Here is a 23259-nt window from a genome sequence, read left to right on the forward strand (position 1 = left end):
CTGAAACCAGGTGACACCTATAAAACCGGGCTGGTCCTCCACAAGTCCGGGCTGGTCCTTCAGAAGAATCGCGGCGTGCCATGCCAAAGCAAATGTCCAGACACTCTTCTGTCCTGAGGAGTCCGCGCCGGCAGGCCGGACAACGGGCGCATCCCGGCGAACCGAGCCACGGCCCGCTGACGGCGGAGGAGCTCCAGCTCGCCGTGCGGAACCATTCCATGCCGCTCGAGGCCCTGCGGAGCGACACCACACCGCCCGGACTGCACTACGTGCTCACCCACTTCGACATCCCGTTCATCGACGCCGAACACTGGCATCTGTGGATCGGCGGCGCCGTGCAGCGGTCCTTCGAACTGAGCCTGCGGGCTTTGCTCCGGGCACCGAGCATCACCCTCCCGGTCACCCTGGAGTGCGCCGGCAACGGCCGGTCCCTCCTGCGGCCCCGTCCGCTGAGCCAGCCGTGGGTACTCGAGGGAGTGGGGACCGCCGCATGGACCGGCGTCCCGCTCGCCTACCTGCTGACGCGCGCCGGAGTGGAGGACGACGCCGTGGAGGTGCTCTTCACCGGGGCCGACGCCGGCAGCCAGGGCGGCGTCGCCCAGCAGTACGCGCGCAGCCTGCCGATCGAGGAGGCCCTGCGGCCCGACGTCGTGCTCGCCTACCGGATGAACGGCGCAGACCTGCCGCCCCAGCACGGCTATCCGCTCCGGCTCGTGGTGCCCGGCTGGTACGGCATGGCGAGCGTGAAGTGGCTGACCTCGATCAAGGTTCTGACCAAGCCCTATGACGGTTTCCAGCAGGCGGTGGCGTATCGCTACCAGCACGATGCCGAGGATCCCGGCACCCCGGTCAACTGGATCAAGGTCCGCTCGCTCATGGTTCCCCCGGGCGTCCCGGATTTCTTCACCCGGAGCCGGATCCTGCCCCCGGGACCGGTGATGCTGACCGGCCGGGCGTGGTCCGGGCAGGGCGCCGTGCAGCGCGTCGAGGTCGGGATCGACGGAAAGTGGGCCCCGGCCCATTTGGAGCACCCGGCTGCCCCGTTCGCATGGTGTGCGTGGTCGATGCCGTGGGTGGCCGATCCCGGCGAACACGAGCTCTCCTGCCGGGCCACCGATGCCACCGGCGCCGAACAGCCGCTGGAGCCGGCATGGAACTACCAGGGCATGGGCAACAACGTGGTGCAGCGGATCAAGGTCAGCGTGGCGTAGCGGCCCGGAGCCCGGGCCCGTGCCTGGCCGGGCGGCCCGGGGCAGGGCTCAGCATCCCTCGTAGCCGGTGAGCACCTTCACCTTGTCCGCCGAGGCGGACGAGGGATCGAAGGTGTAGCCGATCCACTCCCGCGCCAGCCGCCGTGCCAGTTCCAGCCCCACCACGCGCTGGCCCATCGTGAGGACCTGGCAGTCGTTGGAGAGCACGGAGCGCTCCACGCTGAAGGAGTCATGGGCGGTCGCGGCCCGGATGCCGTCCACCTTGTTGGCGGCGATGGCGACACCGATCCCGGTGCCGCAGAACAGGATGGCCCGGTCCGCGTGCCCGTCCCGGATCAATTCGCCCGCGGCGATGCCCACGTACGGGTAGGGCTTGGCGAACTCCTCCGGGGCGTCGGCCCGGTTGACGCCGATGTCGATGACCTCGGCCACCCGCGGGTCAGTCCGGAGGTCCGCCAGGATCTGGTCCTTGTAATCCACTCCGGCCTCGTCCGCACCCACAATGAGCCGGATCCCTGCTGCCGGGCTCACGGGCGTGCCCCTGCAGCCTGCCGCACACCGGCAAGGTGCGGACCGAACACAGTGAACACCATTGCCAGGGACGTGGCTCCGGGGTCGGGTGTGCCCACGCTCTTTTCCGCCAGGGGCCGCGCCCGGCCCTTCAGCGGGCGCAGGGCCGCGGTGGCCTGCGCCGCGGAGGCAGCCTCCCGGGCAGCTTCCGCCCAGCCGGCATCCGCCCCCGCCCCTTCGCTGGTGAGCCGGCTGAAGGTCTCGGCAAACGGGACCAGCGCGTCCACCATGGTCTTGTCGCCGACGTCGGCCTTGCCGAGCTCGGCGATCCGGGCGGCAAAGGCTGCCACCGCTGCCGCAAGTTCGGCTGCGCTGGGTGCGTGGTCGTTGCCGAGGGCCTCGCCAAAGGCCCGCAGGCCGGCGCCCCACAGCACCCCGGAGGTGCCGCCCGCGTTGTCCGCCCACGCATCGCCGGCGGCGGCCAGAGCGGCACCGGCACCGGCACCGCGGGACGCAGCGTCTGCGGCGGCGGCACTGGCCGCATTAATCCCGCGCACCATGCCCCGCCCGTGGTCTCCGTCGCCGGCGATGGCATCGAGGTCGCCAAGGAACTTCTCGGCGTCGTGGATGGCTTCGCGGGCTGCCGCCAGGGCGGCAACGCACTGCTGTGCATAGGCGCGTGAAGCTTCTGCCGCGGCGAAGGCCTCCGGCGCCTCCGTGTCCTCGGCCGTGGCCGACTCGTCCGCCTGGCCGCCGGGGAGCGCGGCATTCCCGCGCCGGTAGGCGGGGGTCTCGGCGGGAGCTGCCCAGAGCGGCTCGAGTTCGTCATCGAGCCACGTCACGGTCAGGGACACACCGGCCATATCCAGGCTTGTAACCAGTTCGCCGACTTCCGGCATCACCAGTGTGTAGCCGGCGGCGCGAAGCAGCGTTGCGACGCTGAGCCAGAGGACGAAGAGTTCTTCGTGCTTAGTGGAACCGAGCCCGTTGAGAATGACGGCGATGCGGTCTCCCGCACTATGCGGCGTCTCAGCCAGCAGCCGGGACACGAACTCCTGTCCCAGCTCCTTCGCGGGCGGCAGATCCGTGTCAAACAGGCCGGGTTCGCCGTGAATGCCCAGGCCGAGGCCCATCTGCCGGTCCTCGAGGGTGAACAGCGGCGCCTCGGCGCCGGGGAAGGTGCAGCCGTGGAAGGCAGCGCCGATGGTGCGGGTCAGGTCGTTGGCCTTCCGGCCCAGGCGCACCACCTCGGCCAGGTCGGCGCCGGCTTCGGCGGCCGCGCCCATGATCTTGAAGACCGTGAAATCACCGGCAATGCCGCGGCGTTTTTCCGACTCCGACGGCGGCGCGCTGGCGACGTCGTCGGTCACCAGGACGTTCTCCACTTCGATCCCCTCGGCGGCGAGCCGTTCGCTGGCCATCCCGAAGTTCATGACGTCGCCCGCGTAGTTGCCATAGGTGAAGACCACCCCGGCGCCGGAATCCGCCGCCTTGGCCACGGAGTACGCCTGCTGGGCAGACGGCGAGGTGAAGATGTTCCCCACCACGGCGCCGTCGGCCAGTCCGGTGCCGATCAGCCCGGCGAAGGCCGGGTAGTGCCCCGAGCCGCCGCCGGCCAGCACGGCCACCTTCGGTTGGCGGGGCCGGTGCCGCCGGACGGCGCCGCCGGGAACCTGGCGCACCAGGTTCGCATGGACGTCGCAGAAGCCGGCGAGGGCTTCCTCGGCGAAATCGGACGGGTTGTTAAATATTCTGGTCATCGTGGGCTCTCTCGGCTGCGCCGGTCGTCTGTCGCTCGGTCAACTGAACAGTGCGGCGGCTAGTGGATGTGGCTTCCGCCGTTGATGTCGATGGTGGTTCCGGTGAGGTAGGCGGAGTCCTCGGAGGACAGGAAGGTAATGACGGCCGCGATTTCCTCGGTGCTGGCGTTGCGGCCCAGCGGGATGCCCGCGTTGATGGCCGCTTCCTGCTCCTCGGTGCTGCCCACACGGATGTTCGTGTCCACGGCGCCGGGGGTGATGGCGTTGACGGTCACGCCGGTGCTGCCTATTTCGCGGGCCAGGGCCTTGGTGAAGCCGAGGATGGCGGCCTTAGCCGCAGAGTACGGGACCTTGCCGAAGACGCCGCCGCCGCGCTGGGCGGAAACCGAGGACATGTTCACGATCCGGCCCCAGCCGCTGGCGATCATGTCCGGCAGGAACGCCTTGGTGACCAGGTAGGTGCCCGTGGCGTTCACGGCCATGACCTTGTTCCAGAGGTCCAGGGTGGTCTCGAGGAACGGCACCGGGGAGGTGATGCCGGCGATATTGGCCAGGGCCCCGACGGCGGGAAGGCTGCCGGAGCGGACCTCGGCGGCCACGGCGTTGTACGCGGCTGTCACGGAGTCCTCGCTGGCGACGTCGATCTCGAAGCCAAACGCGGGAACGGTGAACTCGTTGCCGATCTCCGCTGCGACCTTGGCAGACTTCTCGCCGTCGAGGTCCAGGATCACCACGGCCCAGCCCTGGCTGGCGTAGCGGCGTGCAGTGGTGATGCCGATGCCCCGGTCCGAGGTTGCCCCCGTGAGGACGGCGGTGCGCTGGATGGTATTCATGATGCTCCTTGGGTTGGTGTTGTGTCTTGGATTGAATCGATTGCTCCAGTGGCGCCGTTTTGGGGGTCCAAAAGGGCCGTTTCGGAGCAGTCGATGGTTCAGATGAGGTCGGTGATGAAGCTCGCCGCCTTGGCGGCCGCCGCCGGGCGCTCCCCGTGGGTGACGTCCCGGGTCTCCAGCTCCAGGGAGAAGTGGCCGGTGTAGCCGTCGGCCGCGAGGGCCTCCAGGCCGGCGGCGAAATCGGCCTGGCCGTTGCCGATGCTGAGGTTGATGTTCCCCGGCACTGCATCGCGCAAGTGGACGTGGGCGATCCGGCCCCGATGGCGCCTGAGGTAGTCCAACGGATCCTCGCCGGCGGCCACGATGTGGCTGAAGTCCATGACGATCCCGACCCCGGAACCGGCCAGCCGCCCGGCCAGCTCTTCCGCGCGCTCAAGGTTCCAGCAGAACCTTAGGAAGTGCAGGGACTCGGTCCAGAGCTCGACGCCGAACACGTCGGCCCGCCGCTTCGCGGCGGTGAGTTGCGCGGCAACGGTGTCCAGGTCCTCGTCGAGGCCGCGGACCGGGTCGTGGCCGAGGGCGCCGCAGGGCAGGACAAGGGCCTTGGCGCCGATGCCGGCCGCGAGGGCGAGCAGCGCGTCAAGGTGCCGGTTCCGTGCTGACTGTGCGTCGGCGTCGAGCAAGGCGTTCAGGTCTCCGATGTCCCCGTTAACCGACCGGACCCGCAGCCCGGAGGCAACCACTTCGGCCGTGACGGCGGCGACGGCATCGGCGTCGAGGTCGTAGGGAACGTGGTCGCACACTCCGGGCAGGGCCCCGAGATCTATTTCCTCAAAGCCGAGGCCTTCGATGGTGCGCAGGGCCTCTGGCAGGCTCTGGTGGCGGAAGCTGATGGACGAGCAGCCGAGTCGGGAATTGAACATCGTCGTTGATCCTCTGGTAGCGCCCGGAGGCGGTGGTGATATGGACCACACTACAAAATTCGACTGTCAACAGTCAACCTTTGAAGTTGACTGTTGACATTGCCTTATGGCGCGGGTCACACTGGCGTATCATCTGTTAACAGTCGACAGTGTCGGTGCGGAAGCGTCGGCAGCTCTCTTCGAAAGGGATTGACATGAGCAACGAAGCTCTGACCATGCGGGGCCCGGTGCACGGCACCAGGGAAGCGAAACGGGTCGCGATCGGCTCCAGCGTCGGCGCCGTCATTGAAACCTATGACTTCATCGGCTTCGGCACGGCGGCTGCCCTGTACTTCGGTACGGCCTTCTTCCCCACCGGCGACCCCGTGACCGGAACCCTGGCTGCCTTCGCCACCCTGGGTGTCGGATTCGCGGCCCGCCCGATCGGCGGCATCATTGGCGGGCACCTCGGGGACAAAGTCGGCCGCAAGCCGGTCCTGGTGGCCTCCCTCATCCTCATGGGCGTCGCCACTTTCGTCATCGGCCTGCTCCCCACCTACACCCAGGTGGGTCTGTTGGCTCCGGCTCTGCTGGTGTTCGTCCGCATCGTCCAGGGCCTGGCCTTCGGCGCGGAGTGGGGCGGCGCCATCCTCATGAGCTACGAACATGCACCCTGGAAATCGAAGGGAAAGTACACCGGCATGGTCCAGGCCGGCTTCCCGGTCGGGCTGCTGCTGGCCAACCTCGTGTTCCTCTTCAGCGTCCAGCTCGGCGGCGAACTCGCCTGGCGCGTTCCGTTCCTCGCCAGCATCGTGCTGGTCGTCGTCGGACTGATCATCCGTTCCAAGGTCCCCGAGTCCCCCGTCTTCGACGAGGTCAAGGACAGCGGCGACATCGTCAAGTCGCCCATCACGGAGGTCCTGAAGACCGACTGGCGCAACATCGTCAAGGGCATCGGCCTGCGCATCGCCGAGACCGCCGGCTACGCCGTCTCCATCACGTACATGATTTCCTACCTGAACAGCCAGCACCTGGCCGACAAGTCCCAGACGCTCGTGGCCTTGTGCATCGCCTCCGCAATCGGCATCTTCGCCACCCAGGCCTGGGCGCGGCTGACGGACAGGATCGGCCGGCGCCCGCTCTACATCTGGTCCTGCGCCTTCGCCGTGGCCTTCGCGGTGCCGATGTTCCTGCTGGTCAACACAGGACTGTTCATCTTCATCATCGCCACCCTGGTGATCTCCTACGCCGTGTGCCAGAACTCGCTCGCCGGAGCCCAGGGCGCTTGGTTCCCGGAGCTCTTCCAGGCCAAGACCCGTGCATCCGGCGCCTCGCTGGCCTACCAGATCTCGGCCATGGTCTCCGGGTTCACCCCGTTCATCACCACATTGCTCTTCGTCAGCTTCGGCTGGATGGGACCGGCACTGCTCTTCGGCACCTACGCCGCCATCGGCCTGTGGGCCGCCGTCGCCACCCGTGAAACCTGGGGCAAGCGCGAACGTGCACTCGCTGCCGAGGCCACCAAAAGCACCCCCACCCACGTGAGCGCGTAGAAACGCGCCGCCCCGGAAGCCGTCGAAGGCATCCCGCAGCAGCTCGTCGCGTCATATTTGAAAGGCAGAATTGTGGTTTCAACACAGGAAATAACAACCCGAGGCAAAGCCTCCGGCGTCGAGGCAGAACGCCTGGCGCGGGTCGAAGGGGCCGCCTACCGGATCCGCCACCATGCCCTGAACATGGGCGAAGTCCAGGGCCAAGGCTACGTGGGCCAGGCCCTCGGCGCGGCCGACATGCTCGCCGCGGTCTACGCGGACCAGCTCCGGTTTCGCGCCGACGATCCCGGGTGGGAGGACCGCGACCGGTTCCTGCTCTCCACCGGCCACTACGCGATCGGCCACTACGCCGCCCTCGCCGAGGCCGGAATCATCCCCGTCAAGGAACTGGCGACCTACGGCTCGGACGACTCCCGGCTGCCGATGTCCGGGATGTCCACCTACACCCCCGGCATGGAGATTTCCGGCGGCTCCCTCGGCCATGGCCTCTCCATCGCCGTCGGCGCCGCCCTGGGCCTGCGCTACCAGGGTTCGGGTTCCCGGGTCTACAACTTCCTCTCCGACGGCGAACTCGACGAGGGCTCCACGTGGGAGGCCGCGATGGGCGCCCACCACCACCGGCTCGGCAACCTCACCGCCATGGTGGACATCAACGCCCTGCAGGCCGACGGCAAGACCGACACCGTGCTGCGCACCGAGCCCGTCACCGAAAAGTGGCAGGCGTTTGGCTGGTACGCCCAGCGCGTGAACGGGAACGACGTCGGCGCGCTGCTGGCCGCGTTCGACAACGCGGCCGCCCAGGCGGCCGCCGTCGGACGTCCCTCCGTGATCCTGTGCGACACGAAGGTGGGCCGCGGCGTGCCGCTGCTCGAGAACCGCGAAAAAGCCCACTTCATGCGCATCGAAGAACACGAATGGCAGCTCTGCCGCGAGCAGCTGACCGCAGGTTTCGAAGGAAAGGCCGCACGATGAGTACCGCAACAACACCGAAACTGAAGACCTCTGCCATGATCGCCTCCTTCGCGGACCCGGGCCAGAAGACCGCGTCCGCACCGTTCGGGCACGCCCTGGTCAAGGCCGCGCAGGAGAACGACAAGATCGTGGGACTGACCGCGGACCTGGGCAAGTACACGGACATGCACATTTTCGCCCAGGCCTTCCCGGAACGCTTCTTCCAAATGGGCATGGCCGAACAGCTGCTCTTCGGCGCCGCGGCCGGCCTGGCTGAGACCGGCCTGGTCCCGTTCGCCTCGACGTACTCGGTGTTCGCTGCCCGGCGCGCCTACGATTTCCTGTGCCTGGATGCCGCCGAGCCGAACCTCAATGTCAATATCGTCGGCGGGCTCCCGGGGCTGACCACCGGGTACGGTCCAAGCCACCAGGCGACCGAGGACATGGCGATCTTCCGCGGGATGCCCAACCTGACCATCGTGGATCCCTGCGACTCGCTGGACATCGAGCAGGCGGTCCCGCAGCTGGCGGCCAGCGAGGGGCCCACATACCTGCGTCTGCTGCGCGGCAACGTCCCCACCGTGCTGGACGAGTACGACTACACCTTCGAGCTAGGCAAGGCGAAAGTCCTGCGTGGAGGCCGTGACGTCGTCTTCATCTCCAGCGGGCTCATGACCATGCGGGCCCTCCAGGCGGCCGAGGCGCTGGCAGCGCACCACGTGGATGTCGCGGTCGTCCACGCCCCCACCATCAAGCCGTTCGACACCGCGACGGTCCTCGCCGAGCTGGACACCGACCGCCTCGCGGTCACGTTGGAGAACCACAGTGTGGTGGGCGGGTTGTTCGAGACCGTGGCCTCGGCCGTGGTCACCGCGGGACTGGGCAAACGGGTGGTGCCGGTGGCACTGCCGGACGAATTCCTGGACGCCGGCGCACTGCCCACCCTGCACGAACGCTACGGCCTCTCGGTGCAGAGGATCGTCGCCAAGGTGCTCGCCGAACTGGGCTGAGGATGTTGCGGGGCCGGCCGTCACCGGCCCCGCCCGTGCCGTACCATCAACTGTTAACACACCAACTGTAGACAGTTGACCACTGACAGGCAGTTGACCACTGAGCGTGAGGACTAACGATGGCAGGAGCAACAGCCCCGCTTCTCGGACTGGAAAAGAAGAGCCTCCGCGAGCAGGCGCTATCCGCCCTGCGCACGGCCATCACGAGCGGCGAGCTGGAGCCGGGGCGGCATCTGGTGGAGACCGAACTCTCCGACATGCTCCAGATCAGCCGCGGGACACTGCGCGAGGCCCTGCGTCAGCTGGAGCAGGAAGGACTGCTGTCGGCCGGACCGCGTGGCAGGCTGTCCGTGCGGCACCTGGACGGCAAGGAAATCCGGGACATCTTCGCCGTCCGGGCCGCGCTCGAATCGCTGGCGGTCCGGACGCTGTGTGAGTTGCCGGACCGGGCATCCGTGATTACGTCCCTGCGCTCGGCCGTCGAAGCCATGGCCGCGGCCGCCGAGGCCAGCCTGGAGGAACGGATTGAATCCGATCTGGAGTTCCACCGGACACTGTGCCGGCTCACCGGAAACGAGACCCTGCTGCACTCCTGGGAGTCGCTTGAGGGCTCCATTCGGATGTCCATCATGTTTGCCGGGATCGAGAGGGCCGTCAAGAACATGAGCGTGGACCGGCACCACGACATCGTCGCCGCGATCGAGACCGGCAACGCGACACTGGCGCGCACGACGGTCCTCGAGCACATGGACGTCGCCGCAGCCAACCTGGTGGCCTAACCGGCGTCAGTAGTCCACGATCGCGCCGGCGGAGATGTTGACGGTCGCGTCCGTGATGGCCGCCGCCTTGTCCGAGACGATGAAGGATGCCACGTTACCGACATCCGCCAGCGTGGCCGTGCGGTTCAGGTGCGCGGCCCTGGCAATCTCCACCACGATCTCCTCGCGGCCCTCGGCCTGCCACGGGATGGTTTCGATAATGCCGCCGGTGACCATGGTGACCACCCTGATGCCGTGTTTTCCCAGTTCCAGGGCCCACTGCCGGCGCAGCCCCTCCATGGCGTCGAGCGCCACCTTGAAACCTCCCAGGCCGGGGATCGTCTGCGGGCCCGAGCCCCCGAACATGAGCACGACGCCGGAGCGCTGCTTGACCATGTAGGCGGCGGCCGCGCGGGTGGTCAGGAAGTGCGTCCGCGCGGCCAGGGTGATGGGCTGGGTGAAGTCATCCACATCAATTTCCATGAGTGGCTGCTGGACGTCGCCGAACGAGATCACGTTGAAGGAGATGTCGATCCTCTTGGTCTTCTTCGCCACCCGGCTTACGAAGGCATCCACCTGCTCTTCATCCAGGGCGTCGACGACGGCGGTTTCGGCTGTGCCGCCTGCCTCGCGAATGTCATTGGCAACCTTTTCGAGCCGTGATTCCGTCCTCCCGGCAATGTGCACCGTGGCGCCGTCGGCCGCGAAAGCCCTTGCCACCGCCCCGCCGACCGCTCCGCCGCCGCCGTAGATCAGGGCGGTCTTGCCGTGAAGCAAGCCGCTTTCAGGAATCCCGATGTTCACCATGGTCGCCTGCCTTGTGCCGCGGAGTACGTGAATTCCCTCAACTATGTTCTTGCGGCGGGCCGGTGGCAAGAGGACCGGGAGCAGCACGGCATTAGCTTCTGGGCGGCCCTCCGGGTCCGGCGGCTGGTCCAGGCCCGGCGGATCCGGGTCCGGCGGGTCCGGCAGGCCCGGCCGCGGGTCCCGGTCCTGCGGGTCCCGGTCCTGCGGGTCCGGGTCCTGCGGGTCCCGGTCCTGCGGGTCCGGGTCCGACCCCGGGGACCGCGGGTCCGGGGCCGGGTCCAGGTCCTGGTCCGACCGCGGGGCCGGGTCCGGGTCCGGCGTATGTAGGCACCGGCAGCTCGCCCGGATCGACCGGACCCATATCGAGGTGGAACGGCGGATATTCGTCGCGCATGAGGGCGACGTAGGCCATGACGCGGTGGATCCAGCGGTTCAGGCCGAGCAGGAGGTCGAAGAGCCCCTGCCGGTATTGGCCCGTGAATAACAGGATCACGCCGGCAATGAGGACCAGCAGCCCCAGGAGGGAGATGCCCACCCCATGCTGCACCCACTCGCCGTTCCGGTACTCCCACGTCCTCGCGGTCCCCGTCAGCAGGCTGATAATCAGCAGCTGCGGAATGGCCAGCAGCCACGATTTCACCAGCACCAGGCCGCGGGACAGCCGTTCGGGATAGTCAACGTCGAAGTCCGCCGGGTAATCGGTGCGGGCCAGCGTGAAGGGGGGATAGACGTCCGTGCCGATCGCGCTGAAGGCGTAGAAGGCCACGCGCCAGTTCCAGCGGATCACGCCGACGTTGAAATTGAACAGCGAGCGAGGGTAGCGCCCCGTGAACAGGATCGCGAACCACGCCACGATCGTGACCACTCCGAAGGCGAACCAGAGGATGAACAGGACGAAGTAGTGCGGGATGGCCAGGAGCCACTTCACGAGCCACATCCACCGTGACAGGTTCGGGTCGAGGTAGCCGTGGAGGCGGGCGGGGTAGACGTATGGGGTCGTCGCACCCGGCGTCACCGGATACGGAGTCCCCGGCGGGGCAGCGTAGGCCGCTACGGCACCCGGCGGGGCAGCACTGTTCTGTTGGCCCGGGGTGGCCCTGGGCGGGTAGGGACCCGCGGGATACGGCTGACCGGGCTGGCCCGGCTGGGCCGGCAGGTAGCCGGGAGGGACACCGCTGCCCGTCCCGCCTTTGCCCGGGCCGCCACGGCCGAGTCCAACGGCGCCCAGCACGATCAGGGGCACCCCGATCAGCAGCATCACAAGGCCGCCGACCAGCAGACCAATGAACACCGGCAGGAGCAGATCGGTGCGCGCCCCGGCCTGCAGATTCACGCTCACCGGAGAGGTCGCGTCGGCATTCATGACCACGACTGCCCAGGCGCCGGAGCGGAGGTCCCAGGTCAGTTCCTGTTCCCCCGGGCCCGTGGCAGACGCGGCCCAGAAGGTCTGCTGCGCCGGATTGGACGGGATTTGGGAACCGGCCACTTCGCGGTACTGCGCGTGGAAGGGGTTGAACCTGACGTCGACGATTTCGGTGCGCCGGACACCGGCCAGGTACGTCGCGACGTCGGCCCGCGGGGCAATTCCGATGAAGATTTCCTTGCCGGGATCGGTGGAGGAACCGCGGAGCAGCACGCTGCCCGCAAAGTCCACTGGAACGCCGTCGTCCACGCCGCCGCCGGTCATGAGATCCAGCCGGGGGGTCGTTAGCGCGTAGGAATTGCCTGAAAACGGCGCCGACGGCGTGATGAAGTACCTGCCGTCGCGTTGCTGGTAGTTGACCCAGCCCGCAAAGCCGGCGCCCGCCAACAATCCCAAGCCGACCAGCGCGCACAGCGAGCCGATCACCAGCATGACAATCCGGCCTGCTTTCATGGCCGCCGTCCTTTCAGATGGTCCGTTTGCCACGCCCGGCCGGGCGTGGCTTCCGGAAGATGGCGGCCCGGGCCGCTACGGCCCGAGCGAGATCACGAACGGCTTGGCTTCGGCGATGATGCCGGCACCGCCGGCGTGGAGAACAACGAACGCGGTCATGCCGTGATGACGACTTTGAGGGCCTTCGTCTCCGCGGCGCGGGCGAAAGTGTCGTACGCCTCCATGAACTCGTCAAAGGTGAAGTGGTGGGTGGCGAAACTGTCCGCGGGGATTTTTTGCTGTGCCACGAGCTTGAGCAGCATGGGGGTGGTGTTGGTGTTGACCAGGCCCATGCTGATGTTGATGTTCCGGATCCAGAGGTCTTCGACGTGCAGTTCCACGGCTTTGCCGTGCACGCCCACGTTGGCAACGGTGCCACCGGGACGCACGATGTCGGTGCACATCGTGAAGGTCGCCGGGACGCCGACGGCCTCGATCGCCACGTCGACGCCCTGCCCGTCGGTCAGCAGCATGAGCTGCTCCTTCCAGTCGGCATCGGAAGAGAGGACCACATCGGTGGCGCCGAATTCGCGGGATTTCTCAAGCCGGTTCGCGTCGAGGTCGACGGCGATGATCGTCGCGGCGCCGTAGAGGCCGGCCGTGGAGATCGCGGCAAGTCCCACGGGGCCTGCGCCGATGACGGCGACCGTGTCGCCGGGCTTGACCCGGCCGTACTGCACGCCGATCTCAAAGCCGGTGGGGAGGATGTCGGAGAGCATGACGGCCTGTTGGTCGCTGACCCCCTCAGGCAGGAGGTGCAGGGAGTTCTCGGCGTAGGGGACGCGGACGAACTCGGCCTGCGTGCCGTCGATCAGATGTCCGAAAACCCAGCCGATGCCAGAGGTTCCCTCCTCCCCCAGGCAGTGCGAGTACAGACCTGTCTTGCAGTTAGCGCAGTGCCCGCAGGACTTGATGCACGAAATGATGACGCGGTCCCCGACTTTGAGGCTGGTCACGGACGCGCCGATCTCCGTGATGGTGCCGACCCCCTCGTGGCCCAGGATGCGGCCCTTGGCCACCGCGGGAACGTCGCCTTTGAGGATGTGCAGATCGGTCCCGCAGATGGTGGTGGTGTCCACTTTGACGATCACATCGCTGGGATTCTGGATTGTGGGATCGGGGACCTCGGTCCACGATTTCTCCCCGGGACCGCCATAGACGAGGGCTTTCATACGTGCTCCTTGGTTTTGAGGATGACCAGCGGGTCCACGAGGCGCAAACGGCACGGAGTTTCCGTGCCATCGATCCCCGAATACAGCAACGAGGCGCGGACACGCTCACGGAGTTCCTCGATCGCGGCGGCCGACACCCGGGCATGGGCGAGGTCGAGCACGAGTTCGAACCCGGGAAGCTTGGTCGTGACGCGGCGGCAAACGACATACAGTGCCCGCACGTTGGCTACGGTCACCACACCGTGCACCTCGATCCGAGCTGTTTCGGCGTCGGCGTTCAGGCGGATGAGCACCTTGAGTTTAGGGTCCCCCGAATGGTGATGGATACTCATGTGGCCGTGGTCTCCTGCCTTTTCCTGCTGAAGCCGGAAAGTGCAAAACGCCATTTCCTTCCCCAATTCGCGGTGAGACCCGTGCCGTATTGCGTGAAGGGTTCTTCGCTCAACACGGCCCCCAACTGGCCGTGCAGCAACCTCCCCACACACACTCAGCTTGGGGGGCGCTCGTAGCGGGGGTAAGGGGCGAAAGTCCCGTGTGCGCCTTTTGGGTCCTGCCGCGTGGCACGCCTAGCCTTGTTCTATGTCTGATCCGCTCGATCCCTCCCGCGCCCCGGATCTCGTGCTGGCCTCCGTGCGGCACCCCGGCGAGGAAATATGCCTCGACGTTCATCTTCGCGCCGGGGTGGTGTCGGCGATCATCCCTTCGCGCCGGGACTCGGGTGCGCTCCCCGCTGCAACCCGGGTGGTGGAACTGGACGGCCGCTACGTCATTCCCGGGCTGTGGGATGAGCATGTCCACATGACGCAGTGGGCGCTGGCCTCCAACCGGCTTGACCTCTCCGGCGCCGGTTCGGCGCGCGAGGCGGCCGCCGTCGTCGGGGCCCATATCGTCGGGGCCCATATGGCCGGGGACACGAGCGCCGGGGCCGGAAACTGCGCCGGCGCTCCGGGTCCCGTCCAGACCCTGGTGGGCGTCGGATTCCGCGATGCCATCTGGCCGGACCTGCCCAGCCTGGACCTCCTGGACGGCGTGACGCGCGGCCGGCCGACGGCGCTGATCAGCCACGACCTCCACAGTGTCTGGCTCAACTCCGCAGCGGCCCAGCAGTACGGCGTGCCGGTGGATGCGGGCGGGCTGCTCCGGGAAGAACCGGCGTTCGACCTGACCCGGGAGCTCGGCCAGCTGCCGGATGCGGTGGTGGACCCATGGGTTCGGCAGGCAGGTCAGGCTGCGGCCGCACGGGGCGTGGTCGGGATCGTGGACTTCGAGATGACGTGGAACCCCGACGCCTGGCTGCGGAGGATCTCCGGCGGCTTCGCGGCCCTGCGGGTTGAGGCGGGCGTCTATCCGCAGGATCTGGACCGGGCCGTGGCCGAGGGACTGCGGACAGGTTTGTCGGTGGCCGGCGCCGGCGGGCTCCTGAGCGTGGGCCCCTTGAAGGTGTTGATCGACGGCTCGCTCAATACCCGCACAGCGTACTGCGTTGACCCGTATCCGAACGGCGGCCACGGGCTGCTGACCGTGAGAGAGGCGGAGCTGCTCGCCCTGCTGGTCCGGGCGCGGCAGGCAGGTTTTGTGCCGGCGGTCCACGCGATTGGCGACGCGGCCAACCAAGTCGCCTTGGATGCGTTTGAGGCGGCGGGCATCGCCGGACGGGTGGAGCATGCCCAGTTTGTCCGGCGCGAGGACTTCGCCCGCTTCGGCCGGTTGGGCGTGACCGCGAGCGTCCAGCCTGCGCATGCCCTCGATGACCGGGACGCCGCCGAGGCGAACTGGCCGGGGCGCACGGACCGGTCCTTCCCGCTCCGTTCATTGCTGGCCGCCGGGGCCACTCTCGCCTTGGGCTCGGACGCTCCGGTGGCCCCGCTGGACCCGTGGATTGCCATGTCCGCCGCCACGGCGCGGGCCCGGCTGGATGGCCGCGGGCCATGGCATGCCGAGCAGGCCCTCACGCGGCAGGAGGCCCTCACGGCCTCGTCCCGCGGCCGCGGCCGTCTCCGGGTCGGGGACCCCGCCGATATTGCAGTGCTCGACGGCGACCCGCTGACCGTGTCGGATGCGGAGTTTGCGGCGATGCCGGTGGCGGCCACGTTGGTGGCGGGACGGTTCACGTACTGCGGCTAGGCACCTTTAACGCGTGCCTGGACCAAGTTGGCGTACGGCAGGCGGCCGTATTCTTCGACGAACGCGGCATGGTAACGGGCTTCGGCCGCGTTGAGTTGCTCAACGGGCAACTCTTTCCACGCGATGATCAGGGACCCGGGCGCCGCGAGCTGCCAGATGAGCCGGCCGTCCCAGTGGCCCGGCGGCTTGCCTTCGCCGAAGTCGACGAATTCCTGGATTTGCCGGCGCAGTCCGCGGTTGCCCTTGCTTCCGGGGCCGGCTTTTCCCACGAAGAAGACATCGGCGCCGTCCACCCATTCGGCGTCGAGAGCTTCCGTCTTCAGGGTGGGGTTCTTCTTCTTGAAGATGCCGGCGGTGCTCTTGGCCAGGAACTGCGGCCGGAAGCCCTCGGACCGCAGTACCGCGAAGATCCCGGGCTTCTGCGGGATCCGGTTGATGTCAAGGTCCTGGAGCGGCCGGAAACCGGTGAATCCGTCCTGTTTGAGCGACTGTGTGTTGATGGGCATGGGTTCCTTGGATCGGGGCTCGTGGCGTTCCTTGAAGCTTACGGAAGAAGCTCACTCACTGAAGTCCGGGCTCAGCCGCGGATGAAGGTGCCCAGCCCGGTCTGATCGTAGAAATCAAGCCTGACGCTCGACGCCGTGCCGCCTCCGGCTGCGGCGTCCGCACCAGGGGCGTCCGCGCCGGGGGCGAAGATTGCCCCGGCAAGACCGTTGGCGTTCTCGCCGATGGATTCAAAGCTGAAGGTGTCGCCGTCGAAATGAGTGAGCGGGAACTTGGTGGTCCTGCCGGCCGGGCCCAGCTCAAGGGTCAGCACGCCGTTCTCCACCGCGACGGCGAGCGGGCCGTAGTAGGAGTTCGCGTACCTGCCGACGTAGAAATCGTTGCCCTGCGCCGGTTTGGCCTGGGCCGGCGCCTTGGAATAGTCGACTTTTGGCTTCTCCGCCTCATCGATCTTCTGGAAGACGCCCGAGGTGAATCCGATCCAGTCCACTGTCGGGGCGCCGTTCTGGGCCGTGTCCAGGAATGCTGCGCAGATGGCTTCGGGGATGCCCTGCGGCCGGCCGTTCGTCAGGGCCACAATGCCCAGCTGCTCGCCGGGGAGCAGGGAGACGGCGGTCGCGGCACCAAGGTTGAAGGCTCCCGAGTGCCCGAGCATGAGCCGGGCGTGGTCGTCGTAGGAGACGTTCCAGCCCAAGCCGTAGAAGCGGGTGCGGGCGCCCGGCGTCGCCGGTGGGCCCGAGACCGCGTGCGGGATATGCGTGACGCCAAGCGCGTCCGGGTCGATAACCTCGCTTCCCTCGAAGCTGCCGTTGGCGAGCTGCAGGCGGATCCAGCGGGCCAGGTCGCGCACGGAGGAGCTGGCCCCGCCGGCGGGTGCTTCGGCGTCGGCATCCCGGGTGTATTTGGCCACCCAGGTCTTGTTACCGGCGGGGACGTGGATCAGAGCCTTGTTCGTCGCCTTTTGGTAGTCAGCGTGGCGATAGCTCGTGGAGGTCATGCCCAAGGGCTTGAACAAGACTTCTTCGGCGAGGTCTGCCCAGGGCTTGTTCATGGCATCGGCGACAGCCTGGGCACCAGCCGTGTAGCCGAAGTTGCTGTAGTTGTAGCTCGACCGGAATGAGTCCAGCGGCTGCTGGTTGAGGTGGCTGAGAATATAGGACTGGTCGAATCCGAGGTCTTCCAACAGATCGCCCGCGCCCGTGCTGAGGCCGCCTTGATGTGACAGCAGGTCGGCCACCGTGGCGTTCCGCGTGACATAGGGGTCTTTCAGGGCGAAGCCGGGGGTGTGGTTGATCACCGGTTCCGTCCAGGAGATGGCCTTGCGGCCCACGGCCACGGCCGCCACCGTGGAGGCCACGGGTTTGGACACCGAGGCCACTTGGAAGACGGTATCGGCGTCCACTGTCTCGGGCCTGCCCGATTCCCGCACGCCGAAGCCCTTGGCGTACACCATTTGGTCCTTGTAGACCACGGCCACCGCGACGCCGGGAACACCGGTACTTTCCATCACGCCCTGGACCATCCCATCCAGTTTTGCCAAGGCGACGTTGACCTTCTCTTGGTCCAGGAGCGGCTTGACCTGCGGTTCCGGCGCCGGAAGCAGCGACGGAGACGGCGTACCGGAAGTGCCAGGGGCACTACTTCCGGCACCGCCGGGGACACTTTGGGCCGTGCAGGCGGCCAGCAGCGGCATGCCCGCTATACCCGCGGCCCCGACGCCGACCGCTCTAAGTAGCGAGCGGCGGTCCGAAGGCAGCGAGCCGATCCTCGTCGCGATAGATTCCCTCTGGTTCATGGACAATCCTCCGCCCGATTCCGCCCTGTCTGATCCCGAATGGGGCTCAGCGCTAACGCCCTCTCCCATGATGGACCCGGGCCGGTGTTTGAGACAGGGGCGGGGCGGCCGGGTGGGGGTCTTCGGACACAACCGCCAACGAAACCCAAACCCCGCTAGCCTCGCGGCCTCCTCTGGTTGCCCCTTTTAATGTCGTCCCCCCGGAGGAGAGTTGATTCATGGACGGCAATCAGGGGCCCGAAGTGGTTCGGGCGGGACACGGCGACGGCGGCCTCGGCCGCGCCGGGAGCCGTGCCGCCGCCGGCGGGCGGGGTCCCGCAGTCTGTCATGCCGCCATCGGTTCGGTGACCACCCACGGATCCCCGCGATCTGTCCGCCCGCCTCGGAGTCACGTTGGTGTCGTACCCCCGGAGGAGACTGGATTCATGGACGGCAATCAGGAGCCCGAAGTGGTTCCGGCGGGACACGGCGACGGCGGCCTCGCCCGCGCCCGATCCTTTGCCGCCGCAGCGGCGGGCCGGCTGGGCGCCGGACCGGGCGCCATGGACACGGCCGCCGCCGACGTGGCGGACCGACTGCCCGCCGTCCCCGCGCCCAGCGCCAGCGCCAGGATCATCGACCGGATCCGGGACCTGGAAGACCAGAAATCCGCCGCGTCCGCGGAACAGGCCCGGCTCGCCGTGGCCTTCGACCTGCTCCAGCGCCGCGAACAGGCCCGGCTCGGGGTCCCGGCCGAGAAGATCGGCGCCGGGATCGGCGCGCAGATTGCCTTGGCCCGGCGCGAATCCCCCGCCAGGGGCGGCCGGCTCCTGGGCCTGGCCAAAGCCCTCGTGACCGAAATGCCGCATACCCTCGCCGCTCTGCAGACCGGGCAGCTGAACGAATGGCGCGCCACCCTGCTCGTGCGCGAAACCGCCTGCCTGACCGCCGCGGACCGGGCCGCCGTCGACGCCGAGCTCGCGCCCGACACCGGAACGCTCGCCGGCGCCGGTGACCGGTCCCTGATCGCCGCGGCCCGCGCCGCCGCGTACCGGCGTGACCCCCGCTCCGTGACCGAACGCGCCGCGCACGCCGCCACCGACCGGCACGTCAGCCTCCGCCCGGCCCCCGACACCATGTGCCACCTCTCCGCCCTGCTGCCCGTGACCGCCGGCGTCGCCGTCTACAAGGCACTGAGCGGGCACGCCGACACCCTCCGCGCGGCCGGAGACAGCCGCACCCGCGGGCAGCTGATGGCCGATGCCCTGGTCGAACGCACCACCGGCACCCCCGGCGGGATCAGCGGCGTCGAAATCCAGGTCATCATGACCGACCGCACCCTGTTCCAGGCCGACGCCGAACCCGCCCTGCTCCCCGGCTACGGCACCGTCCCCGCCGGCTGGGCCCGCACCCTCATCAACGGCACAAAGGCTCAAGACAGCACATTCGGCGTCGGTTCACCCGAACAAGGGCAAAGTGGTCACCGGGAACCCGGCGAGTCAACCGGCGGTCCCCCTCACCCGGGCAGCACCGCCGGAGAGGTCGACGATCCCGCGTTCCGGCTCTGGCTTCGCCGGCTCTATACCCACCCCGGCACCGGCGAGCTCATCGCCATGGACTCCCGCGCCCGGATCTTCCCACCCGGGCACCGCCGATTCATCCAAGCCAGGGACGACACCTGCCGCACCCCGTACTGCGACGCCCCGATCCGCCACCTGGACCACATCATTCCCTGGCACACCGGCGGCCCGACCACCACGGACAACGGTGCAGGCCTCTGCGAAGCCTGCAACCACACCAAGGAAACCCCCGGCTGGAAAGCACGCCCCGCACCCGGTCCCCGCCACACCCTTGAACTGACAACACCGACCGGCCACAGGTACTACTCCACATCACCGCCCCTGCCGGGCACTCCGCTTCGGCCATCAGCCACATCGCTCCACCGGCGCAAACTCCGGTACGTCGCCATGGCGCCCAAGCACGCCAGGCTTGGCGCCGCGGCAGCGGCCTGAGACAGCCACCTGAGGCCGGTCTGGCTTAGTTCGCTGTGATGCGGGCCTGAACAAGGTTGGCGAACGGCAGCCGGCCGTGGAACGCACGAAAATCCTCCTGATAACGTGCTTCCGCTGCGTTCACTAGTTCCGGAGACAGTTCCTTCCAAGCAACCATCAAGGCCTGCGAATCTGCGAGTTGCCACAGCAGCCTGCCACCCCAATGGCCCACCGGGACACCGCGTCCGAAGTCCGCAAATTCCTGGATCCTTTTTCGAAGGCCGCGCTTACCCGTCCTCCCGGCGCCGGCCTTGCCGATATAGAGGACCTCAGCCCCGGCAACCCATTCGGCAGACAAGGCGGCCTGAGGAAGAGAAGGATCCTTGCCCTTGAAGTGACCTCCCGTGCTTCCCGCCAGAAACCGCGGCGTAAGGCCCTCCGGCATCAGCACCGCGTAGATACCGGGGGCCTGCGGGATCTCATTCAGCTCGAGTTCCGCGAACGACCGGAAACCGGTAAAGCCAGCGGCGGTGAGCGTCTGCACATCGAAGTCCATGACGCTACTTTCGCAGAAACTCCTCGGCGTACGGCCCACCAACCACGGAATGCCATAACTCGGCCTTCCTGGCTTCGGTGCTCCGCCCCCGGTTGGAGAGCAAATCAGAGCAGTTCGACGGCGGCAAAGAAAAGCGCCCGCCCACCTAAGCGGCGGCGGACGTCAGGCCTGCAGGTACCTTCGCGATCTCGCTAAGAGACGGCTCGGACACTTCCATGTCCCGAACAACCCGGAGTCATCAGATGGTTACCTGCAGGCGCTTTAAGCCTACGCCCGCCTCACGGCCGTCACCAGAGGGCCATTGACTCTGGGCAAACCCCGCGCAACCCCGGCCGAATGGGTCCCTGCCGAAACACCCCCTGCCGCGAAAGCGTAGAGTGGAGGAAGCCGCCTGATTCTGGACGCCAAGTGCTGAGGGAGAAATCGTGACGATTGACTGGGACGAAAAGAAGACCCTGCTGCAGGAGCCGAACATCGCCGCGGTGACGCAGCTGTGCGACGAACTCATGGAAAAGAAGCCTGGATCCGTGGTCCCGTACATCGACCCCATCCATGACGAGGACGAATGCCGGATCGTCAGCCTGCATGTCAGCCCCGGCAAGGGCACCGAATCGGGCTTTGTCTCGCACTTCAACGACGATGAAGCCGCCCGCCGCGCCACCTCCATTTACGAGGCCGCAGAGCTGGACCCCCGCTATGTGATGCCGTGGAACGCCTACCCGTGGATCCGCGATCCGGAGGCGTCCTCGGCCCTGAACGTCCAGGAGAAGACGGACGGCCTGCGGCCCTTCCGCCAGTTCCTCAAGATCAACAAGCGCGTCTCGGCCGTTATTGCGCACGGCGCGGACGCCCACTCTTTCCTGACGCTTTTCGAGAAGACCTACCATTCCTCGCTGAAGAACCATGGTGTCAAGATCTACAAGGCCACCGCCCTTGGCGGCCGCGCCTTCGCAGTGTCCCCGGCCAAGCAGGAAGAACTGCTCGCCAAAAACGTTGAGGTCTACAAAGACGCCATGCAGCGGGCGGGCATCCAGCACCTCTGAGGCTCCACGCGGCGGCATCCGTCCGCAGCACCTGGCCCTGGCGCGAGCCGGGCCGGCACCAACGGCATCACGCGGCCAGCAACCTGCGCCGGTGCTTGAGTTCCTTGACCCAGTCGCGGGTGACCATCGCTGAAAACGGCGAGGCGCCGCCGTCGGTCATGGAGCGGAACGCCGTGCCCGCCTGAAGGTCCGCCAGCAGCGGTTCCGAGGCCCTCAACGCCAGTTCCAGCACCTGGACGGCGGCACGTTCAGTCAGCCCCATCCCCGCTGCCCAGCCCAGGAAATGCTTCCGGGAAATCCCTGTCCGCTTGCCGTCCAGGGTCAGGGCGAGTGTCTTGTCCCCGTAGACGACCGTGGACGGGATGTCGTATACCGGCGCGATTGACCACTCCCCGGCCGGCTGCTGCACCATGGAAACGTTTTTCGCGTGCAGGTCACCGTTACCCGTCAGCCACGCAAATGCCGCCTGGAGGGCCAAATTCCGCACCGCGGGCAGCGGCGCCGCACAATACGCCGCAAGCGCATGGCACACCTGCCCGTATCCCACGTTGTACTTGTCTGCCGGGTAAAGGCCCAGCACCTGCGCACCGTCCTCGACGGCGAGCCGCTGCACCGCCCCCGGCGACCCGGCCGCCGCTTTGGGCCCAGACACACCGGCGACTGGCACACGGTCGAAGCGTTCCACGAGCAGCCCGGGCCGGCCGGCGACGTCGCGGATCAGCTGGACCCGGCTCAGGGGGATCCGCAGCCGCGCCGCGTACCGGAACATCGCGAACTCGTTTTCGACGACGTGCGGGAACTCGGGCGCGTTGAGTTTGAGGATGTACCGCCGGCCGGCGCTGGCCACCGGCATGGAGATCATCCCGGCGGACAGCTTGTCCTGCACACCCGCCAGGGCCACCGGGTCGATCAGCCCGGAGTCGCCCAGCAGGGCCTCGAAATCCAGGGGCGTTCCGGGGTCAAGCTCGACGGCGTGCTCGTCCGGGTCGAGCTTCTCGCCGTGGCCAACGATTTGCACGTCACCCACCGGGTTGGCGCCGGCGGCGATGAGAAGTGACAGTTCATCGTCCACGCTGGTCTTGATGGAACGGCGCAACGCATTCAGCCGCCGGCCCTCCGGCAGAAGCCCGGTGAAATACGGCGGTGCCGCCCCCGCCGCGGACAGGACGGGTTCCGGAGTTAGCGGCAGGGAACTCGCGACGGCGGGGCCCCCGGACGCCAGATAGGCCGGCAGATAGCTGAACCTGGTGCCGCCGTCGTGCCGTTCCAGCCGCGCCGCCAGTACGCCGGCCTTGTAGATGTCCGCGATGCGGTGCCTCATGGCCGGACCTCCGGGCCGTCCCGCAGTTCTCCGTCGGACCGCGGGCCGGCCACCGGGCCGGCGAGGGCCCGGGCTGCGGCGCTGGTCCGGGTCTGGACCCGGAGTTCCAGCCCCAGCGTGTCCAGGAGCGCCAGCAGGGAGTCCAGCTGCACCGTGCGTTTGCCCTGTTCGACGAACCGGACGAAGCGCTCTGAGACTCCGGCCAGTTCGGCCAGCTCACGCTGGCTCAGCCGGAGCGACCCGCGCCGGGCACGGGCTTCGGCAGCGAGTTCGCCCGGAAATGCGTTTCCCATGGCCACCTCCGTTGATCAGGACACGTCCCAGTGACCTGCGCTGCAGACAAATGCGATAGGTACGAACGTGCCGCTGTGCGGTCAATTCCAGTATAGAACGGGCCGAGACGCCTGCACAGGGCAATAACGGCACGTTCGTACCGGTGCCGTGGCTGGCTGCTGAAACTGGCTGGCGATTGAAGGCACCCGCCGTCACAGCCGGCTGGCGCGGCCCTGCTGCGACAGGTTGGGCTGTTCTGCCGCGCGCGAGCCTGGCGGTTCGCAATGGCCC

General features: G+C 67.7%; 21 protein-coding genes. 8 read left to right on the forward strand and 13 right to left on the reverse strand.

Translation table 11 applies throughout. The features are described from left to right. Window positions 1-80 precede the first annotated feature (80 nt). A complete protein-coding gene (locus tag C560_RS0108610) occupies window positions 81-1211 on the forward strand; it encodes a sulfite oxidase (RefSeq protein ID WP_442853148.1) in 1131 nt (376 codons plus the stop codon). Between the two features lie 48 nt (window positions 1212-1259). On the opposite strand, the gene C560_RS0108615 is transcribed toward C560_RS0108610, so the two are convergent. The 4 genes from C560_RS0108615 to C560_RS0108630 form a co-directional block, all read right to left on the reverse strand. Continuing rightward, window positions 1260-1724 carry a ribose-5-phosphate isomerase gene (locus tag C560_RS0108615; RefSeq protein WP_026537894.1) on the reverse strand — a complete coding sequence of 155 codons (465 nt, stop codon included), beginning with the start codon at window positions 1722-1724 and terminating at the stop codon, window positions 1260-1262. Between the two features lie 14 nt (window positions 1725-1738). Next, window positions 1739-3481, reverse strand: coding sequence for a dihydroxyacetone kinase family protein (locus tag C560_RS0108620; protein WP_026537895.1), 1743 nt, complete (start codon window positions 3479-3481; stop codon window positions 1739-1741). A 59-nt stretch (window positions 3482-3540) separates the two neighbouring features. Continuing rightward, complete coding sequence (locus C560_RS0108625) at window positions 3541-4314, reverse strand: SDR family NAD(P)-dependent oxidoreductase (RefSeq protein ID WP_026537896.1); 774 nt, start codon at window positions 4312-4314, stop codon at window positions 3541-3543. Between the two features lie 98 nt (window positions 4315-4412). Beyond that, window positions 4413-5237, reverse strand: a complete 825-nt coding sequence (locus tag C560_RS0108630) for a sugar phosphate isomerase/epimerase family protein (RefSeq protein ID WP_026537897.1) — start codon at window positions 5235-5237, stop codon at window positions 4413-4415. Window positions 5238-5431: 194 nt separating this feature from the next. On the opposite strand from C560_RS0108630, the gene C560_RS0108635 reads away from it, so the two are divergent. From C560_RS0108635 to C560_RS0108650, 4 genes are all read left to right on the forward strand, one after another. After that, window positions 5432-6769, forward strand: a complete 1338-nt coding sequence (locus tag C560_RS0108635) for an MFS transporter (RefSeq protein ID WP_026537898.1) — start codon at window positions 5432-5434, stop codon at window positions 6767-6769. Window positions 6770-6859: 90 nt separating this feature from the next. Then, complete coding sequence (locus tag C560_RS0108640; RefSeq protein WP_442853149.1) at window positions 6860-7741, forward strand: transketolase; 882 nt, start codon at window positions 6860-6862, stop codon at window positions 7739-7741. Further along, complete coding sequence (locus tag C560_RS0108645; RefSeq protein WP_026537900.1) at window positions 7738-8730, forward strand: transketolase family protein; 993 nt, start codon at window positions 7738-7740, stop codon at window positions 8728-8730. Before C560_RS0108640 ends, C560_RS0108645 begins: the two co-directional genes overlap by 4 nt. A 119-nt stretch (window positions 8731-8849) precedes the next feature. Beyond that, window positions 8850-9509 (forward strand): GntR family transcriptional regulator, encoded by a 660-nt coding sequence (locus C560_RS0108650; protein ID WP_026537901.1) that lies wholly within the window; start codon window positions 8850-8852, stop codon window positions 9507-9509. A 6-nt stretch (window positions 9510-9515) separates the two neighbouring features. On the opposite strand, the gene C560_RS0108655 is transcribed toward C560_RS0108650, so the two are convergent. The 4 genes from C560_RS0108655 to C560_RS0108675 all read right to left on the reverse strand — a co-directional run bounded on the left by C560_RS0108655 (window position 9516) and on the right by C560_RS0108675 (window position 13714). Further along, window positions 9516-10295 (reverse strand): SDR family NAD(P)-dependent oxidoreductase, encoded by a 780-nt coding sequence (locus C560_RS0108655; protein WP_018776074.1) that lies wholly within the window; start codon window positions 10293-10295, stop codon window positions 9516-9518. Window positions 10296-10386: 91 nt separating this feature from the next. Further along, a complete protein-coding gene (locus C560_RS0108660; protein ID WP_026537902.1) occupies window positions 10387-12171 on the reverse strand; it encodes a DUF4389 domain-containing protein in 1785 nt (594 codons plus the stop codon). A 155-nt stretch (window positions 12172-12326) separates the two neighbouring features. After that, window positions 12327-13382 carry a zinc-dependent alcohol dehydrogenase family protein gene (locus C560_RS0108670; RefSeq protein WP_018776072.1) on the reverse strand — a complete coding sequence of 352 codons (1056 nt, stop codon included), beginning with the start codon at window positions 13380-13382 and terminating at the stop codon, window positions 12327-12329. Then, window positions 13379-13714 carry a hypothetical protein gene (locus tag C560_RS0108675; protein WP_155855762.1) on the reverse strand — a complete coding sequence of 112 codons (336 nt, stop codon included), beginning with the start codon at window positions 13712-13714 and terminating at the stop codon, window positions 13379-13381. Before C560_RS0108675 ends, C560_RS0108670 begins: the two co-directional genes overlap by 4 nt. A gap of 247 nt (window positions 13715-13961) precedes the next feature. Here C560_RS0108675 and C560_RS0108680 point away from each other — a divergent pair, with 247 nt between their 5' ends. After that, entirely contained in the window at window positions 13962-15506 is a 1545-nt protein-coding gene (locus C560_RS0108680; protein WP_026537904.1) for an amidohydrolase, read from the forward strand. On the opposite strand, the gene C560_RS0108685 is transcribed toward C560_RS0108680, so the two are convergent. Together C560_RS0108685 and C560_RS0108690 are read right to left on the reverse strand one after the other, a co-directional pair. Then, on the reverse strand, window positions 15503-16012 hold the full coding sequence (locus tag C560_RS0108685) for a hypothetical protein (protein WP_026537905.1): 510 nt from the start codon (window positions 16010-16012) through the stop codon (window positions 15503-15505). The genes C560_RS0108680 and C560_RS0108685 overlap by 4 nt on opposite strands. A 71-nt stretch (window positions 16013-16083) precedes the next feature. Beyond that, window positions 16084-17805 carry a serine hydrolase gene (locus C560_RS0108690; protein ID WP_231494299.1) on the reverse strand — a complete coding sequence of 574 codons (1722 nt, stop codon included), beginning with the start codon at window positions 17803-17805 and terminating at the stop codon, window positions 16084-16086. A 425-nt stretch (window positions 17806-18230) separates the two neighbouring features. Between C560_RS0108690 and C560_RS0108695 the strand changes: the two genes are divergently transcribed. Further along, entirely contained in the window at window positions 18231-19796 is a 1566-nt protein-coding gene (locus C560_RS0108695; protein ID WP_026537907.1) for an HNH endonuclease, read from the forward strand. A 25-nt stretch (window positions 19797-19821) separates the two neighbouring features. Here C560_RS0108695 and C560_RS0108700 read toward each other — a convergent pair whose 3' ends face one another. Further along, the gene (locus tag C560_RS0108700) at window positions 19822-20331 is read right to left on the reverse strand and encodes a hypothetical protein (protein WP_026537908.1); all 510 of its coding nucleotides are present in this window, start codon (window positions 20329-20331) and stop codon (window positions 19822-19824) included. A 425-nt stretch (window positions 20332-20756) separates the two neighbouring features. Between C560_RS0108700 and C560_RS0108705 the strand changes: the two genes are divergently transcribed. Next, window positions 20757-21374, forward strand: a complete 618-nt coding sequence (locus tag C560_RS0108705) for a uracil-DNA glycosylase (RefSeq protein WP_018776064.1) — start codon at window positions 20757-20759, stop codon at window positions 21372-21374. 67 nt (window positions 21375-21441) lie between these two features. Here the strand turns inward: C560_RS0108705 and C560_RS0108710 are convergent, their stop codons facing one another. Both C560_RS0108710 and C560_RS0108715 read right to left on the reverse strand, forming a co-directional pair. Continuing rightward, on the reverse strand, window positions 21442-22695 hold the full coding sequence (locus C560_RS0108710; protein ID WP_026537909.1) for a type II toxin-antitoxin system HipA family toxin: 1254 nt from the start codon (window positions 22693-22695) through the stop codon (window positions 21442-21444). Then, window positions 22692-22988 carry a type II toxin-antitoxin system Y4mF family antitoxin gene (locus C560_RS0108715; protein WP_026537910.1) on the reverse strand — a complete coding sequence of 99 codons (297 nt, stop codon included), beginning with the start codon at window positions 22986-22988 and terminating at the stop codon, window positions 22692-22694. The genes C560_RS0108710 and C560_RS0108715 overlap by 4 nt, the downstream gene beginning before the upstream one ends. Window positions 22989-23259 lie beyond the last annotated feature (271 nt).

The organism is Arthrobacter sp. 9MFCol3.1 (assembly GCF_000620385.1).
In the GTDB taxonomy this organism is placed as follows: domain Bacteria; phylum Actinomycetota; class Actinomycetes; order Actinomycetales; family Micrococcaceae; genus Arthrobacter.